Here is a 24116-nt window from a genome sequence, read left to right as displayed (position 1 = left end):
GGCATTGCCTCCATCTGCCTATCGCGGCACCAGCCGCTGAAATCGCGGATCCTCGCGGAGCGACGCGAACTCGGGTTCGATGGCGGCGCGGGCGGCGGTGAACGCGGGCATGCGCGCCAGGGCGCGCTCGAGGAACGCCAGCGCCGGTTCGGCGTCGCCGCGCAGCGCGTGTACGGCGGCCGCGTAGTACCGCGTGAACGGATCGTCGGCGCCGAGCCGGATGCGGCGCTCGAAGCTCTCCAGCGCGACGTCGAACAGGTGGTTCGCGCGGTGGCTGTCGCCGAGGCGCTGGTAGGACGCGCCGAGCCGCGCGTTCAGTTCCACCAGGATGCGGTGGCGAAGCGGATGCTCGGTCCGCACCAGGAAGTCGATCTCGCGCCGGAAGAAATTCACCGCGTCGGCGTGGCGCCCCTGGAGCGCCGCGAGGTGGCCGGCGCGCATGTATCCGCCGGCGATGAACAGCCCCTGGCGTCCCGACAGGAACGTCTCCTGCAGTTCCATCGAGCGCGCCGCGGCGCGCTCGCCGCGTTCGAACTCACGCAGGAGCGCGGCGCAGTGCGCGAGCTGCAGCGAGTACCAGCCGGCGTTGGGATTCTGTTCGAGCGCGCGATCGAACCATTCGGCCGCTTCCGGAAAGCGGGCGTAGCCGATGAACAGCACGCGCCCCATCGTCCCCAGCGAGCTCGCATCGTCGGGATGGATCTCGAGTGCGCGGCGCAGCGCCGCCGTCGCGCCCGCGTTGTCGCCGACGAGGACCAGCGCGGAGCCGAGCTCGCGCCAGGCGCGGGCCGACCCGGGCTGCAGCTCCAGGGAGCGGCGCAGGCTGACCAGCGCGCGCGCGTTCAGCTCCGGCATCGACAGGTAGTCCGCCTTGGCGCCGAGCGCGGCGCCGAGCTCGACGTGCGCGCGGGCGTAGGCGGGATCGAGGGCGATGGCACGCTCGAACAGCAACACGGCGCGGTCGAGCGCCTCGAAGCTCTCCGCCTGGCGGTTCAGCACGCCGAGGGAGAACGCCTCGTAGGCGCTCACCACCTCGGTGTCGGGGAGCGGCGCGGCCGGCGACATCGCGGCGCGCAGCGAGCCGGCCAGTTCGCGAACGAGCCGATCCTGCAGCTCGAAGATGCCGTCGACGTTTCCGTCCACCCGCGCGGTGCGGACGATCTCGCCGCTGACCACGTCGGTGAGCGAGGCGGTGACCCGCACGGCCGCACCGGAACGCTGAAAGCCGCCGGCGACGACCCAGCGCGCCCCCAGCGCGCGCGCCGCCCGCACGTACAGCCGCTCTTCCGGTTCGCCGGTCTGCTGCCGCAGCGTCCGCAGGATCTCCCGCACGCGCTCGCGCGAGAGAACGGTGACCGATTCGAGCTGCGCCGCGTCCATGGTGAGCGTCTCGGCCAGCCCCGCCGCCAGCCACTCGTCATCGGCATTGCCCGAGATGTTCACGAACCCGGCGACGGCGACGACCGGCGGCGCGTCGCCGTGCGGCGTTTGCGGCGGGCGGACGGCGACGCGTATCGACTCCAGCGTCGCGCGGAGCCCGGCGGCGGACGCCGGCCGATCGGCCGGCTCGCGCGCGAGCAGGCGGCGCACGAACCGCTCGAGCACCGGCAGCCGCGGGTCGCGCTGCGGATCCGGGAAGGGCGGGACCTCGCGGGTGAGCATCGCTTCCAGCACCTGCGCCGGATTGTCGCCGTCGAACGGCCGGCGTCCGCAGACCAGCTCGTAGAGCATGACGCCGAACGCGAACAGGTCCGCGCGGACGTCGACGTCGCGCCCCGCCATCTGTTCCGGCGCGGCGTAGCCGACGGTGCCGGCGAAGCCGGAGCCGAGCTCGATGCGATCGGCGGTGCGGGTCGGATCGTCCGCGCCCGCGGGCGCGGCACGCTGGCGCAGGGCGACGCCGAAGTCGAGCACCTTCACGCGCCCCGACGGCGCGATCATCACGTTCCCCGGCTTGAGGTCGCGGTGGACGATCCCGCCGCGCTCCGCTTCGGCGAGGGCGTCGGCGATCTGCTCGAAGATGTCGAGCACGACGTCGAGATCCAGCGGACCTTCCCGCGCCAGCGCGGCGAGCGTCCGCCCCTCGACGTATTCCATGGCGATATAGGCGAGCGAGTCGGTGCCGCGGATGGCGTGGCCGATCTCGTAGACGACCGCGATGTGCGGGTGATTGAGCGCGGAGGCCGCCCGCGCTTCGGCGACGAGGCGCGCCGTGCCGTCTTCAGGGTCGTCTTCCGGCCGGATCGTCTTCAAGGCGACGTCCCGCCGCAGGCGGAGATCCTCGGCGCGATAGACCTCGCCCATCGCGCCGGCCGCCAGCCGTTCGATGATGCGATAGTGGCCGAGCGTCTCGCCCGTCAGCAGCCCCGCAGACATCGGCAGCCGTCATCCACCGCAGTAATTCCCCGTGAAGTCGCGGCAGCGCTCCAGTTTGAACGCCGGATCGACGGCCGGCGCCTTGTCGGCCTCGGCGACCGCGCGCCCGGTCGCATACATCCAGCGCGTCATCCTCGTCAGCTTTGCCGTGTCGATCCGATCCGGGTTGTCGAACGGCGTGTGGTAATCGGGGTGCAGCAGCGTCGTGAAGAACAGCGCCGGGATGCCGGCGCGGGCATACGGGAGGTGATCGCTGCGGTAATACCAGCCCTCCCGGTGGCCGGGCGACACGCGCAGCCGCTCGAGCGGGAAGAACTGGAAGTACGTGCCGTTGTCGCCCGCCGGCTGGAGTCCCGCCTCGCGCGCGCGCTCCGCGACCCACGCAGACGCCGTCATCTCGTCGAGTGTGCCTCCCTCGCGGCCGCGCATCGCGTCGCCGGCCAGCGCGAACAGGTCGCGCGTCAGATCCGCTTCGCGGATCCTGTCGATCGGATCGGCAGGCGCGGCGCCGAGCGCCGCAGCCGCGAGCACCGCCACGAGCAGTCTGCGCATGCGGACATTATCCTCATCCCGGAGTGCTTTTCGCTGATAATGCGTGGCGCGAATGCGCCTCGCGGCCGGCCAGGCCATCGCGAACTCGCGCGCGTGGCACGCGTTCGCGCGCCTGCTGACGCAGTAACCCGATCAGCGCCGCCGAACGGCCGCGGCGAGGCCGACCAGGCCGATCGCCACCATCGCCGCCCCCGCGGCGCGGCGCGGGAACGGGTCGGGCACCGGAGGCGGAACCCACTCGACGCCGCTCAGGCCCGCCTGCGCCGGCGCGATCTCGTAACGGCCCGGCGGGGGCATCAACGTGCGCGCGAACACTTCGACCGCATCGGCGACCCCGCCGCCCGCGATTGGCGCGCCATGGCCGGCGCCGATCGCCTGCGGCCGCAGCAGCGTGATGTCTTCCACGCTGCGGCGCGCCGCCATCCAGTCGGTCGTCAGCGGCGCCGGCGGGTTGCAGATCTCGGGCGTCCGTTTGATCTGCTCGGTCCACGAGTCCATGTTCATCGTGACGAGCGCGTCGCCGGCGATCAGCGTCCGATCGGCATCGCGGAACAGCGAGATGTGGCCGGGCGTGTGTCCGGGCGTGTGCAGCCAGCGCCAGCCGGTGACGCCGGGAATGCTGTCGCCCGACAGCGCAAACAGGCGCGCCTTCAGAGAGCGGCCGCGGCGCGGAAACGTGCGGGCGAGCGTCGCGATCGCGCCGCCCATGGAGGAGTCGATCGGGGGATAGTCGGACTGGCCGGTCAGATACGGAAACTCCAATGGATGAGCGATCACCGGCACGTCCCAGCCGAGCGCCAGCGCGTCGGCGTTGCCGGCGTGATCGAAGTGGCCGTGGGTCAGCACGATGGCGACCGGCCGCGACGCGGCGCCGAACCGGGCGGCGGCGGCGCTTCTGATGAGCGGCGCGAAGCCGGGAAGACCGGTGTCCACGAGGAACCACTGGTCCGGCGTGCCGACCAGATAGGCATTGACGATGGCCGTCTGCACCCGGTGGACGTCACCGGCGTACTCGATGCGCTGACCTTCTTCGCTGCTGCCGCGGACGCCGTAGCTCAGCATGAGGGTACCTCCCCGCCGCGGCGATGCATCGATGATGCCGGTCAGGATCACCGCGGCCGGCGTAGCCGCCGATCCCGTCCGATGGGTACAATCGTCTTTTCCATGTCCGCCCACCCCTGGACGATGACGACGCGCACGGCGAGCGGCGTCCGCCACGCCGCCCCGGGCGATCTGCTCGCCCGCAGCCAGATCGTGCAGAGTCCGGAGACGGGCCTCCAGTACCGAATCGAGCGCCCCATCGGCGCCGGCGGCTTCGGGCAGGCCTATCTCGCGACCCGCATCGGCCGGTCGGGAGACGTGCCGCCGACGATCTGCGTCAAGGTGAGCACGCGCAAGGACGGCTGGCTGCGCGAAGCGTATTTCGGGCAGGTCCTCGACGGCCACGAGCGCGCGATCCGCGTGTACGACGCCTTTCCGCAGCTGCACGCCGACGGCACCATGCGCTACTTCCTCGTGCTCGAGTACGCCGAGCACGGCGATCTGAGTGCGTTCCTGCGGCGCGGCGGCGGCGGCTGGTCGGAGCGCGCGGTGCGGCGCGAGATCGCCGGCATTCTCGACGTGCTGCGGCGTCTGCACCGCGGCCAGACGCTGCATCGCGATCTCACGCCGGTGAACGTCTTCGTCTGCGCCGGACCGCGGCTCAAGCTCGGCGACTTCGGCATCGTCCGCCAGCAGCACGACGCGCGCGGCATCACCGCACACACGATGAACCGGATGACGGCGCCGAGCGATCTGCTCGAGCGCGCGGCGCCGAAGTGGCAGGCGCGCGACGACGTGTATCAGGTGGGGCAGCTGCTGGGCATGCTGATCAACGGCGACGCCGGCCGGCGCATCCGGACGAGCGACATCCGCGCGCTGCCCTGCAGCGATCAGCTCAAGGAGATCGTCCACCGCTGTCTCGGCGAGCGCCGCAAGCGCTACGAGAGCGCCGACGAGATGATCGCGGCGCTGCGCACCCCGCCGGCGCCGCTGAAGACCGGCATCGTCCGCTCGCTGAAGGGGGTCCACATCACCTTCACCGGGATCTTCGCGAAGACGCGCAAGCAGGTGGCGCAGGCGGCGAAGCGCGCGGGGGCGATCGTGCACTCGGGCCCGTCGTCGCGGACCACGGTGATCGTGCGCGGACGGCCGAACGCGCTGCAGGCCGCGGGGCGCGACGGCGGCCTGAAGCTGATGGAAATCAAGCGGCTGCGCGAGAAGGGACTGCGGATCACGGTGCTGACCGAGCCGCAGTTCTGGCGCCTGACGGCGCGTCCGGCCGCAGGCGGACGATCTCAGCGGCCCTGACGCCGGAGAATCGAGACGACCTCGTCGCCGCCCATCACCGTCTTGCCGACCGTGAGGCCCACGAACTCGAATCCACGCTCCGCCGCCTCGGTCAGCTCCTTCTGCATGGTCGAGGTCCTCGCCGTCGCGAGCAGTTGATACTGGAAGCGGAGCCTGGCGGCGGGATCCCGCGGACGCTCGAGAATGACGACGACTTCCTTGCCGCCGAAGGCGCTCTTGAACTGCGTCTGGCCGCGGTAGTCGAAGCCCGCTTCGCCGGCCTCCTGCAGTTCCTTCTGCATCGTCGAGGTCTTGTTGGTGGCGAGCAGGCGGTATTCCCATGCGCCCTGGTCGGGGCGGCGCATCATCACCACCACGACCTCGGATCCGCCGATCGCCGTCTCGCCGCCCATCACGTCAGCGAAGCGGTAGCCGGCGTCCGCGGCTTCCTGCATTTCCTTCTGCATGGTCGAGGTCTTGGCGGTGGAAAGGACCCGGTATGCGAACCGCTCCTGCGCGGCAGCGGACGCCGCGGTGCACAGCACCACGACCGACGCGGCCAGCGCGCGCGCGGCGCTTCTCTGAAACGACATGTTGAGCTCCAAGCGGGGGAGGACTCAAATGTAGCAGAACATCGATGCAGAGCGCGAACGATTTCGCGTCACCACGCGCCCGGCGATGTCGCCGATTCCGGCGGCGCGTGCGGCCGGGCCGCGCCGGGACGCAACTTGCAGCACGCACCGCAAGGAGGACATCGATGCGCGCCATGGTGTACCGCGGACCGGGACGGGTTCGCGTTGAAGAGAAGGACGTTCCTGCCATCGAGCATCCGAACGACGCGATCGTCAGGGTCACGCGCGCCGCCATCTGCGGCTCGGATCTGCACATCTATCACGGCATGATGCCCGACACCCGCGTCGGACATACGTTCGGCCACGAGTTCGTCGGCGTCGTGCACGCGGTGGGTTCGTCCGTGCGCAACGTCGCCGTCGGCGAACGCGTCATGGTGCCGTTCAACATTTTCTGCGGCTCGTGTTTCTTCTGCGCGCGCGGGCTCTACAGCAACTGCCACAACGTGAACCCGAACGCGACCGCGGTCGGCGGCATCTACGGCTACTCGCACACCTGCGGCGGCTACGACGGCGGCCAGGCCGAGTTCGTCCGCGTGCCGTTCGCCGACGTCGGCCCGACGCAGATCCCCGCGTGGATGGATGACGACGACGCGGTGCTGCTGACCGATGCATGCCCCACCGGCTACTTCGGGGCGCAGCTCGGCGAGATCCGCGAAGGAGACACCGTGATGGTCTTCGGCGCCGGCCCGGTCGGGCTCTTCGCCGCGAAGTCGGCCTGGCTGATGGGCGCCGGCCGGGTCATCGTCACCGACCACATCGATTACCGGCTCGAGTGGGCGCGCCGCTTCGCCCACGCCGAAACGGTCAACTTCAACGAAGTCGACGACATCGTCCAGTGGGCGAAAGAGACGACCGAGTTCCTCGGCGCGGACGTCTGCATCGAGGCGGTGGGCGCCGAAGCGGACGGCGCGTTCTTCCAGCACGTCACCAGCGCGAAGCTGAAGCTGCAGGGAGGCTCGCCCGTGGCGCTGAATTGGTGCATCGACTGCGTGCGCAAGGGGGGCACCGTCTCGGTGATCGGCGCGTTCGGACCGCTGTTCAGCGCCGTCAAGTTCGGCGACGCGATGAACAAGGGGCTGACGATCCGCACCAATCAATGCCCGGTGAAACGGCAGTGGCCGCGCCTGTTCGAGCACGTCAGGAACGGCGTGTTGAAGCCGAGCGCCCTGGTCACGCATCGCATCCCTCTCGAGGACATCGCGGAGGGATACCACCTGATGTCGAACAAGCTCGACGGCTGCATCAAGCCGTTGATCGTTCCCAACCTGCACTGAGGGAGGAGAGGCCGTGGCCTACACGCGAGAGAAGCCGCGCACCGCGCCGAGCAGCGACGAGTTGCGCCGGAGGATTCCGGGGTGGGGGGTCGATCTCAGTCCGAGCGACCGGCCGTCGTATCCGAAAGAGATCCAGGCGGAAACCGGTGCGCACTGGGACTTTCCCGAACGCCAGCCGGAGCTGATGCCGCGCGAGAGATCGACCGAGCACGAGTTCTTGACGCCGGTGTTCGGTACCGCGCAGCCGCTGAAGGGACTGTCAGGCGCGATCCGCCGTTATGCCTATACGTTCAGCGAAGGACGGACGGCGCACTGGCTGTTGCTCATCGCCGGCGATCGCGTGGACGTCGTGGAGAGCCGGCTGAGCGCGCTGGCCGGCGGCCGTCCCGACAACGTCATCACCGAGACCGGCGTGATGAGCGAATTCCGGAACCAGGCATATCGGACGCGCTTCGGACAGCACCGCGCGGATCTGAAGCACCAGCCGCTCGACTTGCTGCTCTGGGCGGCGCCCTACGCGGCGATCGCGGGCGGCCTGTATCTCGCGGTGAGAGGACTGAACGGGCGGAGTTAGCCGACCGGCCTCTTGCCGGCGGTGAGCACGTCCCACCAGCCGAAGTGGGTCGCGAGCATGTGATCCAGCTCGCGCGTGTCTGCGGACGAGTCCGTCTGCCCCTCGTGCGGCAGGCAGTAGGCGGCGCGCGGCGCGGCGCCGAGCATGTGGAGCACGCCCTCGGAGAACCCCTTGCCGGCGTACGCGATGCAGCCGGCCATCGGCAGCGCGTCGAGGTCGTCGAGCGCGTACGGGATCTTCTCGTCGACGGTGCCGGGCGAATCCTGGAACTTGCACTCGATCGCGAACGCGCGGCTGTCCGGCTCGCTGACGCAGAACACGTCGATGCAGCGGTTCTTGCCGATGATCGACTTGCCGACGCGCACCTCGCGGTAGACCCGCAGACCCCGGGCGCCGAACCGGCGCGCGAGGTAGAGCGCGACCAGATTGGCGTAGTCGGCGCCGGTCACGAGGGCAGATCCGAGAACGCGAGCAGGCCGCGATCGATCTCCGGAAGATCGGCCGGGGCGCGCCCCTCGCCGAACCTGCGCAGCCGATCGGCGGTCAGCCTCACCGCCTCGGGATTCAGATCCGTGCCGCGGAACCGCCGGCCGGTTCCCAGCGCCGCGACGCCGACGCTGCCCGATCCCATGAACGGGTCGGCGACGATCTCGCCGGGGGCCGTGCTCTGCCTGATCAGCACCTCCGAGACCGCCGGCGGCTTCTCGGCCGGGTAGCCCCGGTGCACGCGCGGCACCGCGATGACGTCGGCGATGCCGAGGTCGTTCAGCCGCCGCTTCCCCTTCTCGAAGAAGAGCACGAACTCGTAGCGCGCGCGGTAGTGATAGCCCATCCCGATCGTCTGCTTGTCCCACACCAGCGGCTTCCAGAAGCGGAAGCCGGCGCGCTCCGCCTCGGGCTTGGCCACGAACATCGTCTCGGCGTCGCAGAACAGGTAGAGATGGGTGTTGCGCTTGAGCACGCGGAACGCTTCCTCGAACAGCTCGCCGAAGCGGGCGTTGGGAAAGACGTTGAACCAGTCGTTGCTCGACGCCTTGCTGTGCTTCAGCCGGGTGGTCGTTCCCACCGCCCGGTGCTTTTCGAGCGACTCGTAGGCCGGGTCGGTGACGACGAGGTCGATGGATTCCGACGGCTGCGCGCGCAGCCACTCCACGGCGTCGCACACCGAGAGATCGAACAGAGCGGTTTCCACGTGTAGGGTCATCTTATTACGGCGGTGATTCTCCGACGGGGCCGTGACAGAGAAGGTCATCGGGGTTCGAGGGTCGAGGGTCGAGGTTCGAGGGCGAGGGTCGAGGTTCGGGCGATGGCACGTCGGCTGCAGCGGATCAGCCCCTGGAGGGGCACTCATGTCAGAAGAGATCCGTTGGGGCCGCGATCTGGACGCCGCGTTGAAGGAATCGGGGGACAAGCTCATCCTGCTGGACTTCAGCGCCGCGCCCATGTGAAGCGGCTGCGCTCGGCTGGATGCCGAGGTGTATCCCGACCCTCGCGTGCGCGAGTTCGTCTCTCGGCAGTTCGTCCCCGTACGCGTGCACGTGAAAGAGAATGCCGAGGCCTATCGCGCGCTCGCGGATCGCTACGACGCGCAGTGGACGCCGACGATTCTCGTCCTCGACCGAAGCGGGACCGAACGGCACCGGATCGAAGGGTTCCTGCCGGCCGACGAATTCCGCGCGCAGCTGGCGCTCGGCATCGCCAAGGCGGCGTTCGCGCGCAAGGACTACGCGGCGGCCGAGCGGCTGTATCGCGACGTGGTCGATCGCTTCCCCGAGGCCGACGCTGCGGCGGAAGCGCAATACTGGGCCGGCGTGTCGAAGTATCGTGCCACCAACGATCCGGCGGCGCTGAAAGCTACGGCTGAGGCGTTCTCGAACCGGTATCAGTCTTCCACCTGGGCGACGAAGGCGTCCGTCTGGAAGTAGCGTGCGATAATCGGCCGGGCCGCTTCTCCTGATGCATTCCGCAACGCCGCCATCACTCAAGACCACGGGAATCGCCGGCCTCGACGAGCTGCTGCGCGGCGGCCTGCCCGCGGACCGCATCCATCTCATCGAAGGAGATCCCGGCACCGGCAAGACGACCCTGGCGCTGCAGTTCCTGCTCGCAGGCCGCGATCTCGGCGAGTCCTGTCTCTACGTCACCCTCTCGGAGACCGGCGAGGAGCTGCGCGACGTCGCCGAGTCGCACGGCCTCTCGCTCGACGGCGTGCACCTGTTCCAGCTCGCGACGCAGGACGCCCCGGCGGCCGAGAACTACACGCTCTACCATCCGTCCGAGATCGAGCTCGGGCAGATGCTGCAGAGCGTCCTCGACATGACCGAGCGCGTGAAGCCCAGCCGTGTCGTGCTCGATTCGCTGTCCGAGGTGCGTCTGCTCGCGCGCGACTCGCTGCGCTACCGGCGGCAGGTGCTGGCGTTGAAGGAATTCTTCGCCGGCCGCTCCTGCACCGTGATGATGCTCGACGACAAGACGGCGGGCGATCACGACCTGCAGCTCCAGAGCATCGCGCACGGCGTCATCCATCTCGAGCAGCAGGCGTCCGACTTCGGCCGGTCGCGCCGGCGGCTCCGGGTGGTCAAGCTGCGCGGCGTTGCGGCCGTCGACGGCTATCATGATTTCCGCATCCGGCGCGGCGGCCTCGAGGTCTATCCGCAGCTCGTGCCCCCCACCGGACGCGACCGGGATCCGCGGCCGGTGGCCAGCGGTCTGCCGGAACTGGATGCGATGCTCGGCGGCGGTCTGAGCTGGGGGACCTGCACCCTGTTCATCGGCCCGGCCGGCGTCGGCAAATCGACCCTCGCCGCGCAGTATCTGCCGGCCACGGCGTCGGTGACGCGGGCGGCGATCTTCCTCTTCGACGAGCGCGCCGACACCTTCATCTCGCGGGGGGACGCGCTGGGCATGCACGTGTCGGAGCGGATCGCGGCCGGCGACGTGACGATCGAACAGATCGAGCCGGGGGACGTGTCGCCGGGGGAGTTCGCCCATCGCGTCTGCGGGCACGTCGATCGCGGCGCCCGCCTGATCATCATCGACAGCATCAACGGGTATCTCAACGCCATTCCGATGGCGAACACGCCGCTCGTCCGGATGCACGAGCTGGTCTCGTTCCTCAACGAGCGTGGCGTGCTCACGCTGCTCATCGCCGCGCAGCACGGCATCATCGGCTCGTCGATGAGCGTGCCGATCGACATCACCTACCTCGCCGACTGCGTCGTCATGCTCCGCTTCTTCGAGGCGCACGGCCGCGTCCGCAAGGCGGTCTCGGTGATGAAGAAGCGGACCGGACAGCACGAGACCTCGATCCGCGAGTTCGGCATCGAGCGGAACCGCGTCCGCGTCGGCGACTCGCTGACGGACTTCCAGGGCATCCTCACCGGCGTGCCGACCTACGTCGGGGGCGCTGCGCCGCTGCTCCGCGACGATGTCCACCGGGGGTGAATCGCCGCCCGTCGCGGTGTGCGCGCCGGTCGGCCGCGACGGTCCGATCACGCGCGACCTGCTGCAGCGGATCGGCGTTCCCAGCGTGATCTACCCATCGCTGACGGAGCTTGCCCACGCGGGGCTGGACGAGGCCGGCGCGCTCCTGCTGACCGAGGAGGCGCTCGAGGGCGGAGACGCCGGCGCGCTCGTCGAGGCGCTGGCGGCGCAGCCCGCGTGGTCGGACATCCCGGTGCTGGTGTTCGCCGGCGGGCAGCGTGCGCCGGCCAGCTCGGCGACGATGGACGTGCTGACGGGATTGACCAACGTGACCACGATCGAGCGGCCGGTCCGCGTGGCGGCGGTGTACAGCATCGTCCGCGCGGCGCTGCGCGCACGCGCGCGGCAGTACGAGATGCGGGACGTGCTCGTCAGCCTGTACGCCGCGCGCAAGCAGGCCGAGGAAGCGAGCCGCCTGAAGGACGAGTTCCTCGCCACGCTGTCGCACGAGCTGCGCACGCCGTTGAACGCGATCCTCGGGTGGACCGCGCTGCTGCGCAAGGACCTCGTCGCGCCGGATCGGATCCCGCGCGTCCTCGAGATCGTCGAACGGAACGCCCGCGCGCAGGCGCAGCTGGTCTCCGACGTGCTCGAGGTGTCGCGGATGATCACCGGCAAGATCCGGCTCAACCTGCAGACGGTCTCCGTCTCGTCCATCGTGAGCGATGCCATCGATACGGTGCGGCCGGGGGCGGATGCGAAGGGAGTGGCGATCGAGTTCGCCCGCCCGCAGGACGCCCTGATCGTCACCGGCGACGCCGAACGGCTCCAGCAGGTCGTCTGGAACCTGCTGTCCAACGCCGTGAAGTTCACGCCGTCCGGCGGCGTCGCCCGCGTCGGGTTGTCACGAAGCGGCGACGGGATCGAGATCGTGGTCAGCGACACCGGCATCGGCTTGAGCGCCGAGTTCCTGCCGCACGTGTTCGAACGGTTCCGCCAGGCCGATCAGAGCTTCACGCGAGCCCACGGCGGCCTCGGCCTCGGTCTCGCCATCGTCAAGCAGGTGGTCGAGCTGCACGGCGGCGAGGTGTCGGCGGCCAGTGAAGGCACCGGACGGGGCGCCGTGTTCCGCGTCCGTCTGCCGATCGCCGGCGTTGCGGCGGAACCGCTGCCGCCGGCGGCGCTCGAAGACGAGGAACGCCCGCTGCCGGATCTGAGCGGCCGCCTCGTGCTGGTCGTCGATGACGATGACGCGACGCGCGAGCTGATGCTGGTGATGCTGACCCAGCGCGGCGCGCGCGTGACGACCGCGGCGTCCGCCCGCGAGGCCATCGCGCGGATCGACGAAGAGGTGCCGTCGCTGATCGTCGCGGACGTGGGCATGCCCGGCGAAGACGGGCTGTCGATGCTGCGGCGCCTGCGCCGCCGCCGCCCCCGGCGGGGCGGACGCGTGCCGGCGATTGCGCTCTCCGCCTACACCCGCGCCGAAGATCGCGCCGCGGCGCGGGCCGCCGGTTTCGACGCGTTCGTGCCCAAACCCGCGGTTCCCTCGCAGCTGCTCGAGGCCATCCGTGAAACGCTGGACGCGCCGCAGATGACGGACGCGAGCTGATGCTGGCGCATTTCACGCTCGCAACCGCGGACGTCGCCGGCCTCGCCGCCTTCGTCGAGCAGACGCTGCGGTATCCGCGCAAGCCCACGCCGGCGAATTCGCCGGTGCAGGTGGCGTGGTTCGACCTCGGGCACGGCCAGGAGATGCACCTGCTGCAGGTCGACGGGTTCCAGCCGTCGGCGTTCGAAGGGGAGTTCGGTCGCCACGTCGCGCTCCGCTATCCTGCCGCTGAGTTCGCGCCGCTGCGCGAACGCCTGATTGCCGCCGGCGCGGAGATCGTCGCGCCGCGGCGCGACACGCCGTTCGCGCGCTTCTTCTTCCGCGAGCCGGTGAACGGCTACGTCTTCGAAGTGATCGAAGGCGCGAGCCACTTCGACCAGTAGAACGTCATCGGCACCGGTCCGGTGTTGGTGATGCCGTGCAGTACGTCGCCGGCGCAGTACATGATGTCGCCGGGACCCACCTGCGTCACCGTTCCGCCGCATTCGATCTCACCGGTGCCCTCCGCCACGATCATGAATTCCTCCTCGGGGTGGCGGTGCGGCGGGTGCGGACTCGCGCCCGGGTCCAGCACCGCCATTCCCGTGCACATCCCCGTGAGTTGATCCGTGGGCCCGTTGTAGTGGACGAATACGCGGCAGCCGGGCTGCACGTCAGCCGGCACGGTGCGCAGCGGCGCCACGCCGTCGCGCAGCTTGGGCGCGGCGGTCGCCGCGGGAACGACAGTATCGATCGGTTCGGCCATGAGGAGATCGTTTCTCATCGGCGCGCCCGCGGTCAAGGCGCGCCGCGCGCCGGCGCGATCGGGCGCGGGAGTTGCAGCACACCGCGATCGACATCCCAGACCGGAGAGACACAATGGCCCAGATGCAAACGCTGCACGACGCTTTTCTCGACGAGCTCCGCGACGCCTACGACGCGGAAAAACAGCTGCTCAAGGCGCTGCCGCGCATGGCGAAAGCGGCGGAGTCCGATTCGCTGCGCGACGCCTTCGAAACCCATAGACAGGAAACCGTGGGGCACGTCGATCGCCTCGAACAGGTGTTCGCAGGGCTCGAGGAGCGCGTCCGCGGCAAGCACTGCGAAGGCATGGCCGGCATCATCGAAGAAGGCAAGGGCGTGATGGAGGAGGACGCGGACGGCACCACGCTCGACGCCCTGTTGATCGCGTCCGCGCAGCGCGCCGAACACTACGAGATGGCCGCCTACGGCACGCTCGTCGCCTGGGCGCGCGCGATGGGGCACCAGAATGAGGCGGGGCTGCTGCAGGAGATTCTCGATCAGGAGAAGGCGACCGACGAGAAGCTGACCCAGCTTGCCGAAGCCGGCATCAACCAGAGCGCGGCGCAGGGCGCCCACGGCGAGGACAATGACGAGGGAGCCGGGGGTAACGGCTCCGCGCGCGGCGGGGGCGCATGGTCCGGCCGAGGCGGCGGCATGAGCGAGCGTACCGGCGGACGATCCGGCGGCGGCCGCAGCGCCGCGGCGGCCGGCGGATCCCGGTCGAGCGGCGCGCGCGCGAGCGGCTCACGATCGAGCGGCTCGCGTGCCGGCTCCCGCTCGTCCCGCTCCGGCGGATCGCGATCCGCCGGCAGCAAGAAACGCTGAGCCGGCCCGCCGCGCTCTCACCGCCGGACGATCAGGCACGATCCGCCGGCCGCGAACGACACCGCACCGAAGCCGTGCAGCGGAAGCAGTCCGTCTGCGTTGGGGTCCTCTCGATCGACGATCGCCACCGGGACGTCGTCGAGGGTGACCCCGCCGATGCGCAGCCGCGACACGGGCCGGCGCGGAACGCGTCCGCGAAACAGCACCGCCACCTCCGCCCCGCTGTCCGGCACCAGCCGGACCGCCGGCCCGCGATCCGCGTCCGCGACGACCACGAACCGTCCCTCCGCTGCGGTCATCCGTACCGCGCCAGGCGCATCACACGTCAATGCCTCGTCCCACGTGAGCCGGCTGCGTCGATAGTCGAGTGTATAGTTGAACGCCGACAGGAAATCCTGACCGAGCAGGCCGCGCACGCCGCGGCCGAGCCGGGCGAGGTTCCCGGCGGGCAGCACCGGCGCCAGCACCGCCTCCGCGCGCGCCGACGCCAGCGCGAGTGACGCCAGCCGGACGACCGGGCGCACGTCCGATCCCGCGCTCGTGACGACCTCGGACCGGGCGACCACCGGGGTCTCCAGCAGCCGTGCGAGATCGTCGGCCACGATCGTTCGAGACGCCCCGGTGTCGAGAATGAAGGTGAACGGACCGGCGCCGTTGACGAAGACGGGCACGGCAATCCCGCCTCGTGCGTCGATCACCAGGGGGACGTCGGGACGCGTCCGGTCCGCGCCCGCCGCCGGCGTCACGACCGTCAAACTCATGAGACCTGCACCAAGGATTCTGCGCACCGGGCACCTCCACGGCGAAGGTGCGCCCGCAGAGGCCCCGGCGTCGTGATGGCGCCGTGACGGATCGATGATGGTGTTGCCGCAGCCATGAGGGACCGGTGAGGGAGCGCGTCGTCTACGAGTTCGGCGACGTCCAGGTGGACACCGGGCGGATGGCCGCCCGGCGCGGCGGCGGCGCTATCCCCCTGGAGCCAAAGGCGTTCGACGTCCTGGTCCATCTGATCGAACACCGCGATCGGGTGGTGGCCAAGGACGAACTGCTCGACGCCGTCTGGACCGGCACGTTCGTGACCCCCAACGTCCTGACGCGGGCCGTCGCGCAGATCCGGAAGGCGCTCGGCGACGAGAGCCAGGACGCCCGCTACGTCGAGACGATTGCCAGGCGCGGCTACCGCTTCATCGCACCCGTGACGGTGCTGCCCGTAGCGCCCTCCGCCGCGGCGCCGCCCCCACCGCCCGCTGAACCGCCGCCGGCGCCGCCGGCGCGCGAGCCGGAGGGGATTCGCCGCCGATGGAGCTGGGCCGCGGCGCTGGCGCTGGCCTCGCTCGGACTGGCCGCCGCCGTTTCGATGATCGGCCGCGTCCCGCCGGCGGACGATCGCGAGAGCGCCGCCTCAGACCTGCCGCTGACCCGGATCACGAACCGCCGCGGCTACACGGCGAACCCGGCGCTGTCCCCTGACGGACGATCGATCGTCTATGCGTCCGACGCAACCGGGGCCCTCGAGCTGTATCTCGTCAGCCTCGCCCCCGGAAGCGCGGAGATCGCCCTGACGAAGGACGGCGGCCACAACATGCAGCCGGCCTGGTCGCCTGACGGGCAGTGGATCGCATTTCATTCGCGACGCCGCGGCGGCGTGTGGATCGTGCCGTCCAGCGGCGGCGTTCCGCGGCAGATCGTCGAGTTCGGCTCCGATCCGGCCTGGTCGCCCGACAGCAGCACCATCGTCTTCACCTCCGACGCCGGCGGTCTGGCCGGACAGTCGTCCTTGTGGACGATCCGCCGCGACGGCACCGGACGCCGCCAGCTCACGACGATCGGCTCGCCGCCAGGCGGGCATCGCGCTCCCGCGTGGTCCCGCGACGGCCGCCTCGTCGCGTTCATCGTGGCGCGCGGCGGCTGGCAGATGGACGTTCGCACGGTGAACGTCGCCACCGGCGCGCAGGCGCTCATCGCGGCGGCCACCAACGGCGCCGATCCCGTCTTCGCCCCCGGCGGCGACGCGCTGCTCTGGGGCGGAACGACGCCGTCGGGCAACGGCCGCGTATTCAGGCACGCCATCGACGCGGACGGGAATCCCGTCGGTGAGACGGAAGTGCTGCTGCCAATGGAAGCGGGGATCGTCGAGGGACTGTCGCTCTCGTCCAACGGCACGCTCGCCTTCGCCGCCCGCACCGTCGACGCGAACCTGTGGGGCACGGATATCGGGCCCGACGGCAAGGGCAGCGAACCGGTCCGCCTCACCGACGACGTCTCGCGGAACACGCACCCGGATTACGCGTCCGACGGCCGCGTCGCCTACATGCAGACCGCCGTCGGCGCGCCTCCCTCGGTGTGGACGATGCGGGACGACGGGAGCGATCGCACGCCGCTCGTCACCGGAGCCGGCGCCGGCGATCCGCAGTGGGATCTGAAGCACGACCGGCTGCTCGTGCAGCGCGGCACCACCGAGTCGGGATGGCGCCTGTTGTGGGTGGATCTCGCGTCGCGGCGCGAGACGTTCGCGATGGACCTGCGCAAGGACATGATTGCGCCGCGGCTCTCGCCCGACGGCCAGTCGCTCGCCTATCACCGCATCGAAGAGAGCGGCGTGCTCAGCGTCTGGCGGGCGGGCTTCGGCGGACCGGAGAAGAAGGTCGCGGTCGACCCGGAGGCGGTGTCCTATCCGGCGTGGTCGCCGGACGGGAAGACGCTCGCGGTCGAGATCAAGCGAGGCGACTCGACGCACATCGCCTGGGTTCCGGCGTCCGGCGGACCGATCGTGCAGCTGACCAAGGGCTTCGGACAGTCGTGGCCGCACACGTGGGCGCCCGACAACGATCGCATCGCGTTTGCCGGACAGCGCGACGGCGTCTGGAACGTCTATACCGTGTCGCGCACGACCGGCGCGGTGACGCAGGTCACGGCGTTCAAGTCCGCGGCCGGCTACGTCCGGTATCCGGCCTGGCACCCGTCCGGTTCGCGCATCGTCTTCGAGCGCGCGCTCGAAACCGCGAACGTGTGGACCGTCCCGGTGCCTTCGACGTCCGCGGGCAAGTGACGAACGTGCGGCGGCTCAGGGTGCCGTCGGGATCGAGGGCAGCGCCCACGGCCCGCGGTACGCCTTGGTGACGAGCTTCTGCGCCTCGGCATCGCCGATCACCTGTTCGCGCGCCGCGTCCCAGGCCACGCGGCGGCCGGTGCGGAAGGCGATGTTGGCGAGGTGGCAGGCGATCATCGAGTTGTGCCCGATCTCGACGTCGGAGTTCGGCCGCTTGCGCGATTCGACGCAGTCGAGGAAATCGCGCATGTGCGCCTGGTTCATGTTCCCGCTCGCGCCGCGCCGCGGTTCTCCCTTCATCCGGTAGGTCTTGCGGTTGCTCTTGGTTTCCGTCTCCGGCAGCACTTCCCAGCCGCCGCGATCGACCACGAGCACGCCGTTGTTGCCGTGGAACGCGGCGCCGTGATCGCGCATGTAGGGTCCCTGTCCGACGGCGGTCGCATGCTCCCACAACATGCTGAAGCCGTCGAACTCCCACAGCGCCTGCTGCGTGTCCGGCGTTTCTTCCGCATCCTCGGGGAAGCCGAATTTGCCGCCGACCGACGTGGCGGATTTCGGCGCCGTGACACCCATCGCCCAGTTCGCGACGTCGATCATGTGCGCGCCCCAGTCGGTCATCAGGCCGCCTGAGTAGTCGTAGTACCAACGGAAGTTGAAGTGGAACCGGTTGCGGTTGAACGGCCGCTTCGGCGCCGGCCCGAGCCACATGTCGTAGTCGACGGTCGCGGGCGGCTCGCTGTCGGGCAGCGGCGCGATGTTGCCCATCCAGTCTTGATACGCCCAGGTCTTCACCAGGCGGATCTTGCCGAGCGCGCCGCTCTTCACGTATTCCGCGGCTTCGCGGAAATGCGTGCTGCTCCGCTGCTGGGTCCCCATCTGCACCACGCGGTCGTAGCGGCGGGCGGCGTTGACCATGACGCGCCCCTCGCCGATCGTGAGCGCGAGCGGCTTCTCCACGTAGACGTCCTTGCCCGCCTGGCACGCCATTACCGTCGGCAGCGCGTGCCAGTGATCGGGCGTGCCCACGATCACCGCATCCACGTCCTGGCGATCGAGCACGCGGCGGAAGTCCCGCGTGGTGAGTTCCGGCGTCTGTTCGAAGGTGCGCTTGATGCTCTCGGCGGTCCTGGCGGTCTGCTCGTCGTCCACGTCGCAGAGGGCGACGCACTGGGCGCCGAGCGTCAGCGCGTTGCGGAGCACGCCGCTGCCCTGGCCGCCACACCCGATCAGCGCGATGCGGATGCGGCGGTTCGCGCCGGCGACGCGGTCCTGCGACCCGGCGGCTTGTGACGCCCGGGCGGGAGCGCTCAGCAGGACGCCGCCGGCGGCGCCCGCGGCGGCGTGTTTGAGGAACGTGCGGCGGGTGCGGCGGCTCATGCGGCCCTCCTGAAGAGAAACGGCCGCCATTATATCCGCGAGGTATCGCTAGTGCAGCGCACGCTCGCGCGCCGCCGTCTTCAGGGCCTCCGTGAACGCATCGGCATCGGTCCAGTCGCCGTCGAACCGGTGGCCGTTGATGAAGAAGGCCGGCGTGCCTCTGACGCCGTCCTCCGCCGCCAGGCGGATGTCCCGCTCGATCCGCGCACGGCTGGCGCCGCTGGCGAGATCCGCGGCCACGTCCGGCAGCGCCGCCCCGGCCGCCTCGGCGTAGCCGAGCAGATCGTCGATCTCGAGCGCGTCCTGGTTCTCGAACAGCATCTCGTGCATGCGCCAGAAGGCCGTCTCGCCGGCCCGCGCCGCGACCGACTCGGCCGCGGCCGCCGCGTTCATCGCACGCGGGTGCACGTCGTCCAGCGGAAAGTTGCGAAACACGAAGCGTACGGAGTCGCCCAGCTCGGAGAGCGCCACCTGGAGCACCAGGTAGGCGCGCGCGCAGAACGGGCACTCGTAATCGCCGTACTCGACGAGCGTCACACGTGCCGATCGCGAGCCCCTCGCGTGATCCATCTCCATGCCGTTGATTGATAGCAAACCCTCCGCCGGGTTCGCGTCCGGCGAAACTACACGTGCGTGTCACAACACTGCAGAGCCTGGCTTGCGGCTGAGCTTGCACGCCTTCCGGATTTGCTTGGCATTGCCCGGCGGTGCCGCGGAAGACCGTTCGCGCCCCCCGGCATACGAGTTGCTCTGGAGCGGGCGCCATGGCGCGCTCCGGGGCGTTGGTCGTCGTTCGCGTCCTCACCGTGACGGCACTCGTTCTCGTGTTCAGTTCGCCGCCCGCCGTGCCGCTCGCGGCCGCGTCACGGGCGGAGGCGAAGCTCGATTCGCTGCTGCGAGCAAGGCTGACGCGGGAGGGGCGCTCCCGGGTCCTGCTGCAGATGTCCACGCCGGGCGGCGCGCTGCAGGTCGCTGCCGAGGCGCGCCTTCTGGGCGCGGCCGTGCGCCGCGAGCTTCCGGGAATCAACGCCGTCGTCGTCGACGTCCCCAACCGCGCGCTTCCGGTGCTCGCCGCCAACCCGCTCGTCGAACGGGTCTCGCACGATCGGCTCGTCGCCGCGGCGATGGACCGCACGTCGGCCACGGTCGGCGCCCGGGCCGTTCGCGAGCAACTCAACGTGGACGGCAGCGGCATCGGGGTTGCCGTCATCGACTCCGGGATCACCCCGTGGCACGACGACCTCGGCGACGGCGCGGGCGGGCAGCGCGTCGCCCGCTTCGTCGATTTCGTGAATGGCCTGACGACACCGTATGACGATTACGGTCACGGGACGCACGTCGCCGGGATCGTCGCGGGCAACGGCTTCGACTCGGGCGGCGCGCGAAGCGGGATGGCGCCCGGCGCGCATCTCGTGGCGCTCAAGGTGCTGAACGCCGCAGGAGAAGGACGCATCAGCGACGTCATCGCCGCACTCGACTACGTCGTCGCCAACAAGGATGCGCTGAACATCCGCGTCGTCAACCTGTCGGTGGCGGGCGGGGTCCACGAGTCGTATCTGACGGATCCGCTCACGCTCGCGGCCAGGCGCGTCGTCGCGGCAGGCATCGTCGTCGTCGCCGCGGCGGGGAACTACGGTCGCGGGCCGGAAGGGCGCGCGCGGTACGCCGGCGTGACGTCGCCCGGCAACGCGCCGTGGGTCCTCACGGTCGGCGCGTCGAGCCACATGGGGACCGCGGATCGCGCCGACGACACGATGGCGCCTTTCAGCTCGCGCGGCCCGGGCGCGGTGGACTACGCCGCCAAGCCGGACGTGGTCGCGCCGGGCGTGGGAATCGAGTCGCTGACCGACGCGTCGAGCGCGCTGTATGCGGGCAGCACGTCGCTGCTGAGCGGCACCGCAGCGCTGCCGTATTTCCCCTACATGAGCCTGACCGGATCGAGCATGGCCGCGCCGGTCGCGAGCGGGACGATCGCGCTGATGCTCCAGGCGAACCCGTCGCTGACGCCGAACGCGGTGAAGGCGATTCTGCAGTACACGGCCCAGCCGTACGCCGGCCACGATTTCCTGACGCAGGGCGCGGGGTTCATCAACGCCAGGGGCGCGGTCCAACTCGCAAAGTATCTCGGCGCGCCCGCGGCGCTGCCGTATCCGGCGACGTCGGGCTGGAGCCGCCACCTGATTTGGGGCAACCATCTCGCGCGCGGCGGACGGCTGACCGCCGACGCGAATGCGTGGTCCACCGCCGTCACCTGGGGCGAGGGCACCACCGCGACCGGCGACAGGATCCGGTGGGGCCTGACCTGCACCACCGCGACGTGCGACGCGCTGTTCAGCAAGCCGTGGCAGACGGTGTGCGCCGATCTGTTGTGCTCGGCGCTCGGCGGCGACGCCGCGCAGTCGCCCAACGTCGTGTGGGGCGCGCTGTGTGCGGGGCTCGACTGTCCGGTGCCCTGGAGCGCGTCCACGGTCACGGCGACGAGCGATCCGGAGGCCGACACCGTGGTGTGGGGCACCAGTGACACCGAAGGAGATACGGTGGTCTGGGGCACAAGCTGCCGCGACCCCGCGTGCGAACCCGTCGTGTGGAATCGGCGGTGACGATCACGTCCGACAGCGAGCTCGCCTGGCGAGCGCAGCCGCGCGCCGCCAGGGCGTACGTCGCCGCCGTCACCATTGCGGGCGCGATCGTGCTGGGTGCAGCGGTCCCGACAGCGGTACCGGACCCGGCGCTGTTCCTGTTCCTGCTGCTCACCGTCTGCGTCACGTCCGCGTGGAAGGTCAACCTCCCGATCTCGCTCTCGAGCGGCTCGACGCTCTCGGTGTCCTACGCCGCGAACCTGATGGCGCTCCTGCTGCTCGGACCGCGCGTCGCGGTCGCGATCGCGGCCGTGGGCGTGTGGGTGCAGTGCACCGTCAACGTCAAGCGCCGGTACCCGCTCTACCGCACGGCGTTCAGCATCGCGGCCGAGGTATTGACGATGGCGGTGACGGGCGCGGCGTATCGGGCGCTCGGCGGCGGCGATCCGCCGTTCGACGTGCCGGCGCTGCTGAAGCCGGTCGTCGGCGCCATCGCGGCGTACTTCCTGTGCAACACCGCGCTGGTGGCGATCGCCATCGGCCTGTCGACCTGCCGCTCGATCGTCGCGGTGTGGCGCGAGGAGTTCCTGTGGAGCGCCACGAGCTTCGTCGTCGCCGGATCCGCGGGCGCGCTGGCCGCCGTGGTGATTTCGCGCGGCGAGATCTGGAAAGCGGTCGTCCTGCTGGCGCCGGTCTATCTCGCGTATCAGACCTACCGGCTCTTCATCGCCCGGCTTCAGGACCAGAAGCGGCACCTCGACGAGATGACGCGGCTGCAGAAGGAGCGCGGCGACCTGCTCGAACGCGAGCGCGCCGCGCGCGCCAGCGCCGAGGCGGCGAACCGCTTGAAGGATCAGTTCCTCGCCACCGTCTCGCACGAGCTGCGCACGCCGATGAACGCCATTCTCGGCTGGGCCGACATGCTGCGGCTCGGCACGCTGCCCCCCGAGCGCCGGGAGCGCGCGTGCGAAGCGGTCTTCAACAATGCGATGCGGCAGGCGCGCCTGATCGACGAGCTGCTCGACATGGCGCGGATCATGGCGGGCAAGCTGCAGCTGGAGCGCGCCGACGTGGATCCGCGAGAGATTGCGCAGGCCGCGCTGGAGATCATCCAGATCGCCGCCGACGCCAAGGGCATCCGCGTCGACGTCGACATCGCCGACGGGCTGGGCTCGTTCCATGCGGACGGTCCGCGTCTGCAGCAGGTGGTGTGGAATCTCCTGGCGAACGCGGTGAAGTTCACACCCGCCGGCGGCGTCGTCCGTCTGGCGATCCGGCGTACCGGAGATCTCGGCGAGATCGTCGTCGCCGACTCGGGTGTCGGCATTCCTGCCGGGTTCCTGTCGTCGGTGTTCGAGCCGTTCTGCCAGGCTGACGCGAGTCCGACCCGCGAGTACGACGGCCTCGGGCTGGGCCTCGCGATCGCCAAGCAGGTCGTGGACGCGCACGGCGGAACGATCTCCGCCGAGAGCGGAGGGCTCGGGCAGGGCGCCACGTTCACCGTGAGGCTGCCCGTCGCCGGGGTCGCGGGTCAGCGTTTGACGACGGCGGCGGACACGGTGCCGAGCACCGTTGCCGCGGACGTCACCGTCGCGCGCATCGTGTAGGCGCCGGCGGGCAGGCGGTCCAGCGGAAACTCCGCCTCCGCCAGCAGCACGCCGTCGCGCGGCTCGGGCGTGACGATCCGCTCGATGCCGGCGAATTCCACCTTCACCAGCAGATCGTCCGGCATTGCGGCGGTTGGCGCCGGATACAGCTCGAGTGTGGCGCCTATCGTCGCGACGGCAGGCGAAAGCACGTCCACCAGCAGCGGTCTGCGCCCGCGCCCGTCCGCCGTCCAGCGGAGCAGATCGCTTGCGGCCAGCGGTCCGAGCGCCGTCAGCCGTGCGCTCACGGGGGCGTCGATCGCGCCGATCGCGCCTGCCGAGTCGGTGACGGCGACGCGCAGCGTATAGACGCCCGCATCGAGCGGCAGCGACAGGTTCGTGCCGTGCGTGCCGTCGGGCCGCGCCTCGAGCGGCGGCGTGGCTGTCCGCACGGCGCCGCGAGCGTCCACCAGCGCGAGCAGGGCGCTCAACGGCTCGCTGGGAGATCCCTGCACGTCGATCTGGACGTCGAGCGCAAGCGGCGCCGCACCGCCGCCGCGGCGGATCGCGCGGCCGATCAGGATCGCGAGGCCCGTCTGCCGGCGTCCCGACGCGATCGCGGCGCGAAGGCGTTCAGACGCGGATGCCGCGGATGAGGACGCCGCCGGCGTCAGCATGCCGCTGACCGAGACGAGTGCGGCGGCGACGCGCCGCGGTGCGTCGGCGCTCGCGCCGGCGCGGCTGACGGTCAGGCTGAGGGCGAATTCCTGGCCCGGCTGTGTGCCGTCGGGCGGCTGCACGACGAGGCGGTACACCGGCGCTGCCGCGGTGACCGCGTCGAACACGGGGCCGACCGCGCCGGCCAGCGGAGCTCCCGACGGATGGAACGTCGCGGCGACGACGCGCCGGGGCTGGCCGTCCAGCTGGACGGCGAAGTCGGACGCCGCGAGCCCGGGTATCGGCCGACCCTGCGCGTCGACCACCGACGCGTCGATCGTGACGCCGACCACGGAAGCGGTCGTCTGCGGCGGCCAGGGTGCGGCGCTGGCCGCGTTGGCGAGCGCCGCGCACGCGGCGATCAGCAGCATCCGCATCGCGCCTCATCTTACACAGCGATCGGCGGCCTGCATGCCCTTTGCAGGAACC

22 protein-coding genes are annotated in these 24116 nt (G+C 70.5%); 11 read left to right on the top strand and 11 right to left on the bottom strand.

The annotated features are described in order from the left end of the window. Positions 1-18: 18 nt before the first annotated feature. The 3 genes from VFK57_10875 to VFK57_10865 all read right to left on the bottom strand — a co-directional run bounded on the left by VFK57_10875 (position 19) and on the right by VFK57_10865 (position 3990). Positions 19-2376 (bottom strand): protein kinase, encoded by a 2358-nt coding sequence (locus VFK57_10875; GenBank protein HET7696202.1) that lies wholly within the window; start codon positions 2374-2376, stop codon positions 19-21. Positions 2377-2385: 9 nt separating this feature from the next. Beyond that, on the bottom strand, positions 2386-2928 hold the full coding sequence (locus tag VFK57_10870) for a M28 family peptidase (GenBank protein ID HET7696201.1): 543 nt from the start codon (positions 2926-2928) through the stop codon (positions 2386-2388). Between the two features lie 132 nt (positions 2929-3060). Continuing rightward, positions 3061-3990, bottom strand: a complete 930-nt coding sequence (locus VFK57_10865; GenBank protein HET7696200.1) for an MBL fold metallo-hydrolase — start codon at positions 3988-3990, stop codon at positions 3061-3063. A gap of 102 nt (positions 3991-4092) precedes the next feature. On the opposite strand from VFK57_10865, the gene VFK57_10860 reads away from it, so the two are divergent. Beyond that, positions 4093-5277: a protein kinase gene (locus VFK57_10860; protein ID HET7696199.1), complete on the top strand. Its 1185-nt coding sequence runs from the start codon at positions 4093-4095 to the stop codon at positions 5275-5277. Here the strand turns inward: VFK57_10860 and VFK57_10855 are convergent. Further along, on the bottom strand, positions 5265-5849 hold the full coding sequence (locus VFK57_10855) for a hypothetical protein (protein HET7696198.1): 585 nt from the start codon (positions 5847-5849) through the stop codon (positions 5265-5267). The two genes, VFK57_10860 and VFK57_10855, sit on opposite strands and share 13 nt — an antisense overlap. Before the next feature lie 164 nt (positions 5850-6013). Between VFK57_10855 and VFK57_10850 the strand changes: the two genes are divergently transcribed. Together VFK57_10850 and VFK57_10845 are read left to right on the top strand one after the other, a co-directional pair. Further along, the gene (locus VFK57_10850) at positions 6014-7162 is read left to right on the top strand and encodes a zinc-dependent alcohol dehydrogenase (GenBank protein ID HET7696197.1); all 1149 of its coding nucleotides are present in this window, start codon (positions 6014-6016) and stop codon (positions 7160-7162) included. 13 nt (positions 7163-7175) lie between these two features. Next, positions 7176-7736: a hypothetical protein gene (locus VFK57_10845; GenBank protein HET7696196.1), complete on the top strand. Its 561-nt coding sequence runs from the start codon at positions 7176-7178 to the stop codon at positions 7734-7736. Here VFK57_10845 and VFK57_10840 read toward each other — a convergent pair. Beyond that, positions 7733-8185: a PD-(D/E)XK nuclease superfamily protein gene (locus VFK57_10840; protein ID HET7696195.1), complete on the bottom strand. Its 453-nt coding sequence runs from the start codon at positions 8183-8185 to the stop codon at positions 7733-7735. The genes VFK57_10845 and VFK57_10840 overlap by 4 nt on opposite strands. Then, on the bottom strand, positions 8182-8928 hold the full coding sequence (locus VFK57_10835; GenBank protein HET7696194.1) for a site-specific DNA-methyltransferase: 747 nt from the start codon (positions 8926-8928) through the stop codon (positions 8182-8184). The genes VFK57_10840 and VFK57_10835 overlap by 4 nt, the downstream gene beginning before the upstream one ends. A 271-nt stretch (positions 8929-9199) precedes the next feature. On the opposite strand from VFK57_10835, the gene VFK57_10830 reads away from it, so the two are divergent. The 4 genes from VFK57_10830 to VFK57_10815 are packed head-to-tail and all read left to right on the top strand — an operon-like array spanning position 9200 to position 13154. Next, positions 9200-9661, top strand: a complete 462-nt coding sequence (locus VFK57_10830) for a thioredoxin fold domain-containing protein (GenBank protein HET7696193.1) — start codon at positions 9200-9202, stop codon at positions 9659-9661. Positions 9662-9692: 31 nt separating this feature from the next. After that, on the top strand, positions 9693-11180 hold the full coding sequence (locus VFK57_10825) for an ATPase domain-containing protein (GenBank protein HET7696192.1): 1488 nt from the start codon (positions 9693-9695) through the stop codon (positions 11178-11180). Then, complete coding sequence (locus tag VFK57_10820; protein HET7696191.1) at positions 11164-12771, top strand: hybrid sensor histidine kinase/response regulator; 1608 nt, start codon at positions 11164-11166, stop codon at positions 12769-12771. The genes VFK57_10825 and VFK57_10820 overlap by 17 nt, the downstream gene beginning before the upstream one ends. Next, positions 12771-13154: a hypothetical protein gene (locus VFK57_10815; protein HET7696190.1), complete on the top strand. Its 384-nt coding sequence runs from the start codon at positions 12771-12773 to the stop codon at positions 13152-13154. Before VFK57_10820 ends, VFK57_10815 begins: the two co-directional genes overlap by 1 nt. Here the strand turns inward: VFK57_10815 and VFK57_10810 are convergent. Further along, positions 13109-13534 carry a cupin domain-containing protein gene (locus tag VFK57_10810; GenBank protein ID HET7696189.1) on the bottom strand — a complete coding sequence of 142 codons (426 nt, stop codon included), beginning with the start codon at positions 13532-13534 and terminating at the stop codon, positions 13109-13111. The two genes, VFK57_10815 and VFK57_10810, sit on opposite strands and share 46 nt — an antisense overlap. A gap of 95 nt (positions 13535-13629) precedes the next feature. Between VFK57_10810 and VFK57_10805 the strand changes: the two genes are divergently transcribed. Next, positions 13630-14379, top strand: coding sequence for a ferritin-like domain-containing protein (locus tag VFK57_10805; protein ID HET7696188.1), 750 nt, complete (start codon positions 13630-13632; stop codon positions 14377-14379). A 17-nt stretch (positions 14380-14396) separates the two neighbouring features. Here VFK57_10805 and VFK57_10800 read toward each other — a convergent pair whose 3' ends face one another. Further along, positions 14397-15140 (bottom strand): aspartyl protease family protein, encoded by a 744-nt coding sequence (locus VFK57_10800; protein HET7696187.1) that lies wholly within the window; start codon positions 15138-15140, stop codon positions 14397-14399. Between the two features lie 125 nt (positions 15141-15265). Here VFK57_10800 and VFK57_10795 point away from each other — a divergent pair, with 125 nt between their 5' ends. Then, positions 15266-17428: a winged helix-turn-helix domain-containing protein gene (locus VFK57_10795; protein ID HET7696186.1), complete on the top strand. Its 2163-nt coding sequence runs from the start codon at positions 15266-15268 to the stop codon at positions 17426-17428. Between the two features lie 15 nt (positions 17429-17443). Here the strand turns inward: VFK57_10795 and VFK57_10790 are convergent, their stop codons facing one another. Next, the gene (locus VFK57_10790; protein HET7696185.1) at positions 17444-18805 is read right to left on the bottom strand and encodes a Gfo/Idh/MocA family oxidoreductase; all 1362 of its coding nucleotides are present in this window, start codon (positions 18803-18805) and stop codon (positions 17444-17446) included. 48 nt (positions 18806-18853) lie between these two features. Then, on the bottom strand, positions 18854-19381 hold the full coding sequence (locus VFK57_10785; protein HET7696184.1) for a DsbA family protein: 528 nt from the start codon (positions 19379-19381) through the stop codon (positions 18854-18856). A 188-nt stretch (positions 19382-19569) separates the two neighbouring features. Here VFK57_10785 and VFK57_10780 point away from each other — a divergent pair, with 188 nt between their 5' ends. Together VFK57_10780 and VFK57_10775 are read left to right on the top strand one after the other, a co-directional pair. Then, entirely contained in the window at positions 19570-21405 is a 1836-nt protein-coding gene (locus VFK57_10780) for a S8 family peptidase (protein ID HET7696183.1), read from the top strand. Then, positions 21402-22991: a HAMP domain-containing sensor histidine kinase gene (locus VFK57_10775; GenBank protein HET7696182.1), complete on the top strand. Its 1590-nt coding sequence runs from the start codon at positions 21402-21404 to the stop codon at positions 22989-22991. Before VFK57_10780 ends, VFK57_10775 begins: the two co-directional genes overlap by 4 nt. On the opposite strand, the gene VFK57_10770 is transcribed toward VFK57_10775, so the two are convergent. Further along, positions 22916-24064 carry a hypothetical protein gene (locus VFK57_10770; GenBank protein HET7696181.1) on the bottom strand — a complete coding sequence of 383 codons (1149 nt, stop codon included), beginning with the start codon at positions 24062-24064 and terminating at the stop codon, positions 22916-22918. The two genes, VFK57_10775 and VFK57_10770, sit on opposite strands and share 76 nt — an antisense overlap. Positions 24065-24116: the final 52 nt, after the last annotated feature.

The organism is Vicinamibacterales bacterium, from assembly GCA_035699745.1.
In the GTDB taxonomy this organism is placed as follows: Bacteria; Acidobacteriota; Vicinamibacteria; order Vicinamibacterales; family 2-12-FULL-66-21; genus JAICSD01.
The sequence above is the reverse complement of the archived record's forward strand: the minus strand, read 5'-3'. Positions and strand labels throughout refer to the sequence as shown.

Excerpts from the sequence above, each read along its gene's own strand:
- VFK57_10805 (HET7696188.1), top strand. The coding sequence starts at position 13,630 with ATGGCCCAGATGCAAACGCTGCACGACGCTTTTCTCGACGAGCTCCGC.
- VFK57_10820 (HET7696191.1), top strand. The coding sequence starts at position 11,164 with ATGTCCACCGGGGGTGAATCGCCGCCCGTCGCGGTGTGCGCGCCGGTC.
- VFK57_10800 (HET7696187.1), bottom strand. The coding sequence starts at position 15,140 with ATGAGTTTGACGGTCGTGACGCCGGCGGCGGGCGCGGACCGGACGCGT.
- VFK57_10810 (HET7696189.1), bottom strand. The coding sequence starts at position 13,534 with ATGAGAAACGATCTCCTCATGGCCGAACCGATCGATACTGTCGTTCCC.
- VFK57_10850 (HET7696197.1), top strand. The coding sequence starts at position 6,014 with ATGCGCGCCATGGTGTACCGCGGACCGGGACGGGTTCGCGTTGAAGAG.
- VFK57_10865 (HET7696200.1), bottom strand. The coding sequence starts at position 3,990 with ATGCTGAGCTACGGCGTCCGCGGCAGCAGCGAAGAAGGTCAGCGCATC.
- VFK57_10825 (HET7696192.1), top strand. The coding sequence starts at position 9,693 with ATGCATTCCGCAACGCCGCCATCACTCAAGACCACGGGAATCGCCGGC.
- VFK57_10790 (HET7696185.1), bottom strand. The coding sequence starts at position 18,805 with ATGAGCCGCCGCACCCGCCGCACGTTCCTCAAACACGCCGCCGCGGGC.
- VFK57_10770 (HET7696181.1), bottom strand. The coding sequence starts at position 24,064 with ATGCGGATGCTGCTGATCGCCGCGTGCGCGGCGCTCGCCAACGCGGCC.
- VFK57_10875 (HET7696202.1), bottom strand. The coding sequence starts at position 2,376 with ATGTCTGCGGGGCTGCTGACGGGCGAGACGCTCGGCCACTATCGCATC.
- VFK57_10780 (HET7696183.1), top strand. The coding sequence starts at position 19,570 with ATGGCGCGCTCCGGGGCGTTGGTCGTCGTTCGCGTCCTCACCGTGACG.
- VFK57_10870 (HET7696201.1), bottom strand. The coding sequence starts at position 2,928 with ATGCGCAGACTGCTCGTGGCGGTGCTCGCGGCTGCGGCGCTCGGCGCC.
- VFK57_10815 (HET7696190.1), top strand. The coding sequence starts at position 12,771 with ATGCTGGCGCATTTCACGCTCGCAACCGCGGACGTCGCCGGCCTCGCC.
- VFK57_10785 (HET7696184.1), bottom strand. The coding sequence starts at position 19,381 with ATGGAGATGGATCACGCGAGGGGCTCGCGATCGGCACGTGTGACGCTC.
- VFK57_10855 (HET7696198.1), bottom strand. The coding sequence starts at position 5,849 with ATGTCGTTTCAGAGAAGCGCCGCGCGCGCGCTGGCCGCGTCGGTCGTG.
- VFK57_10860 (HET7696199.1), top strand. The coding sequence starts at position 4,093 with ATGTCCGCCCACCCCTGGACGATGACGACGCGCACGGCGAGCGGCGTC.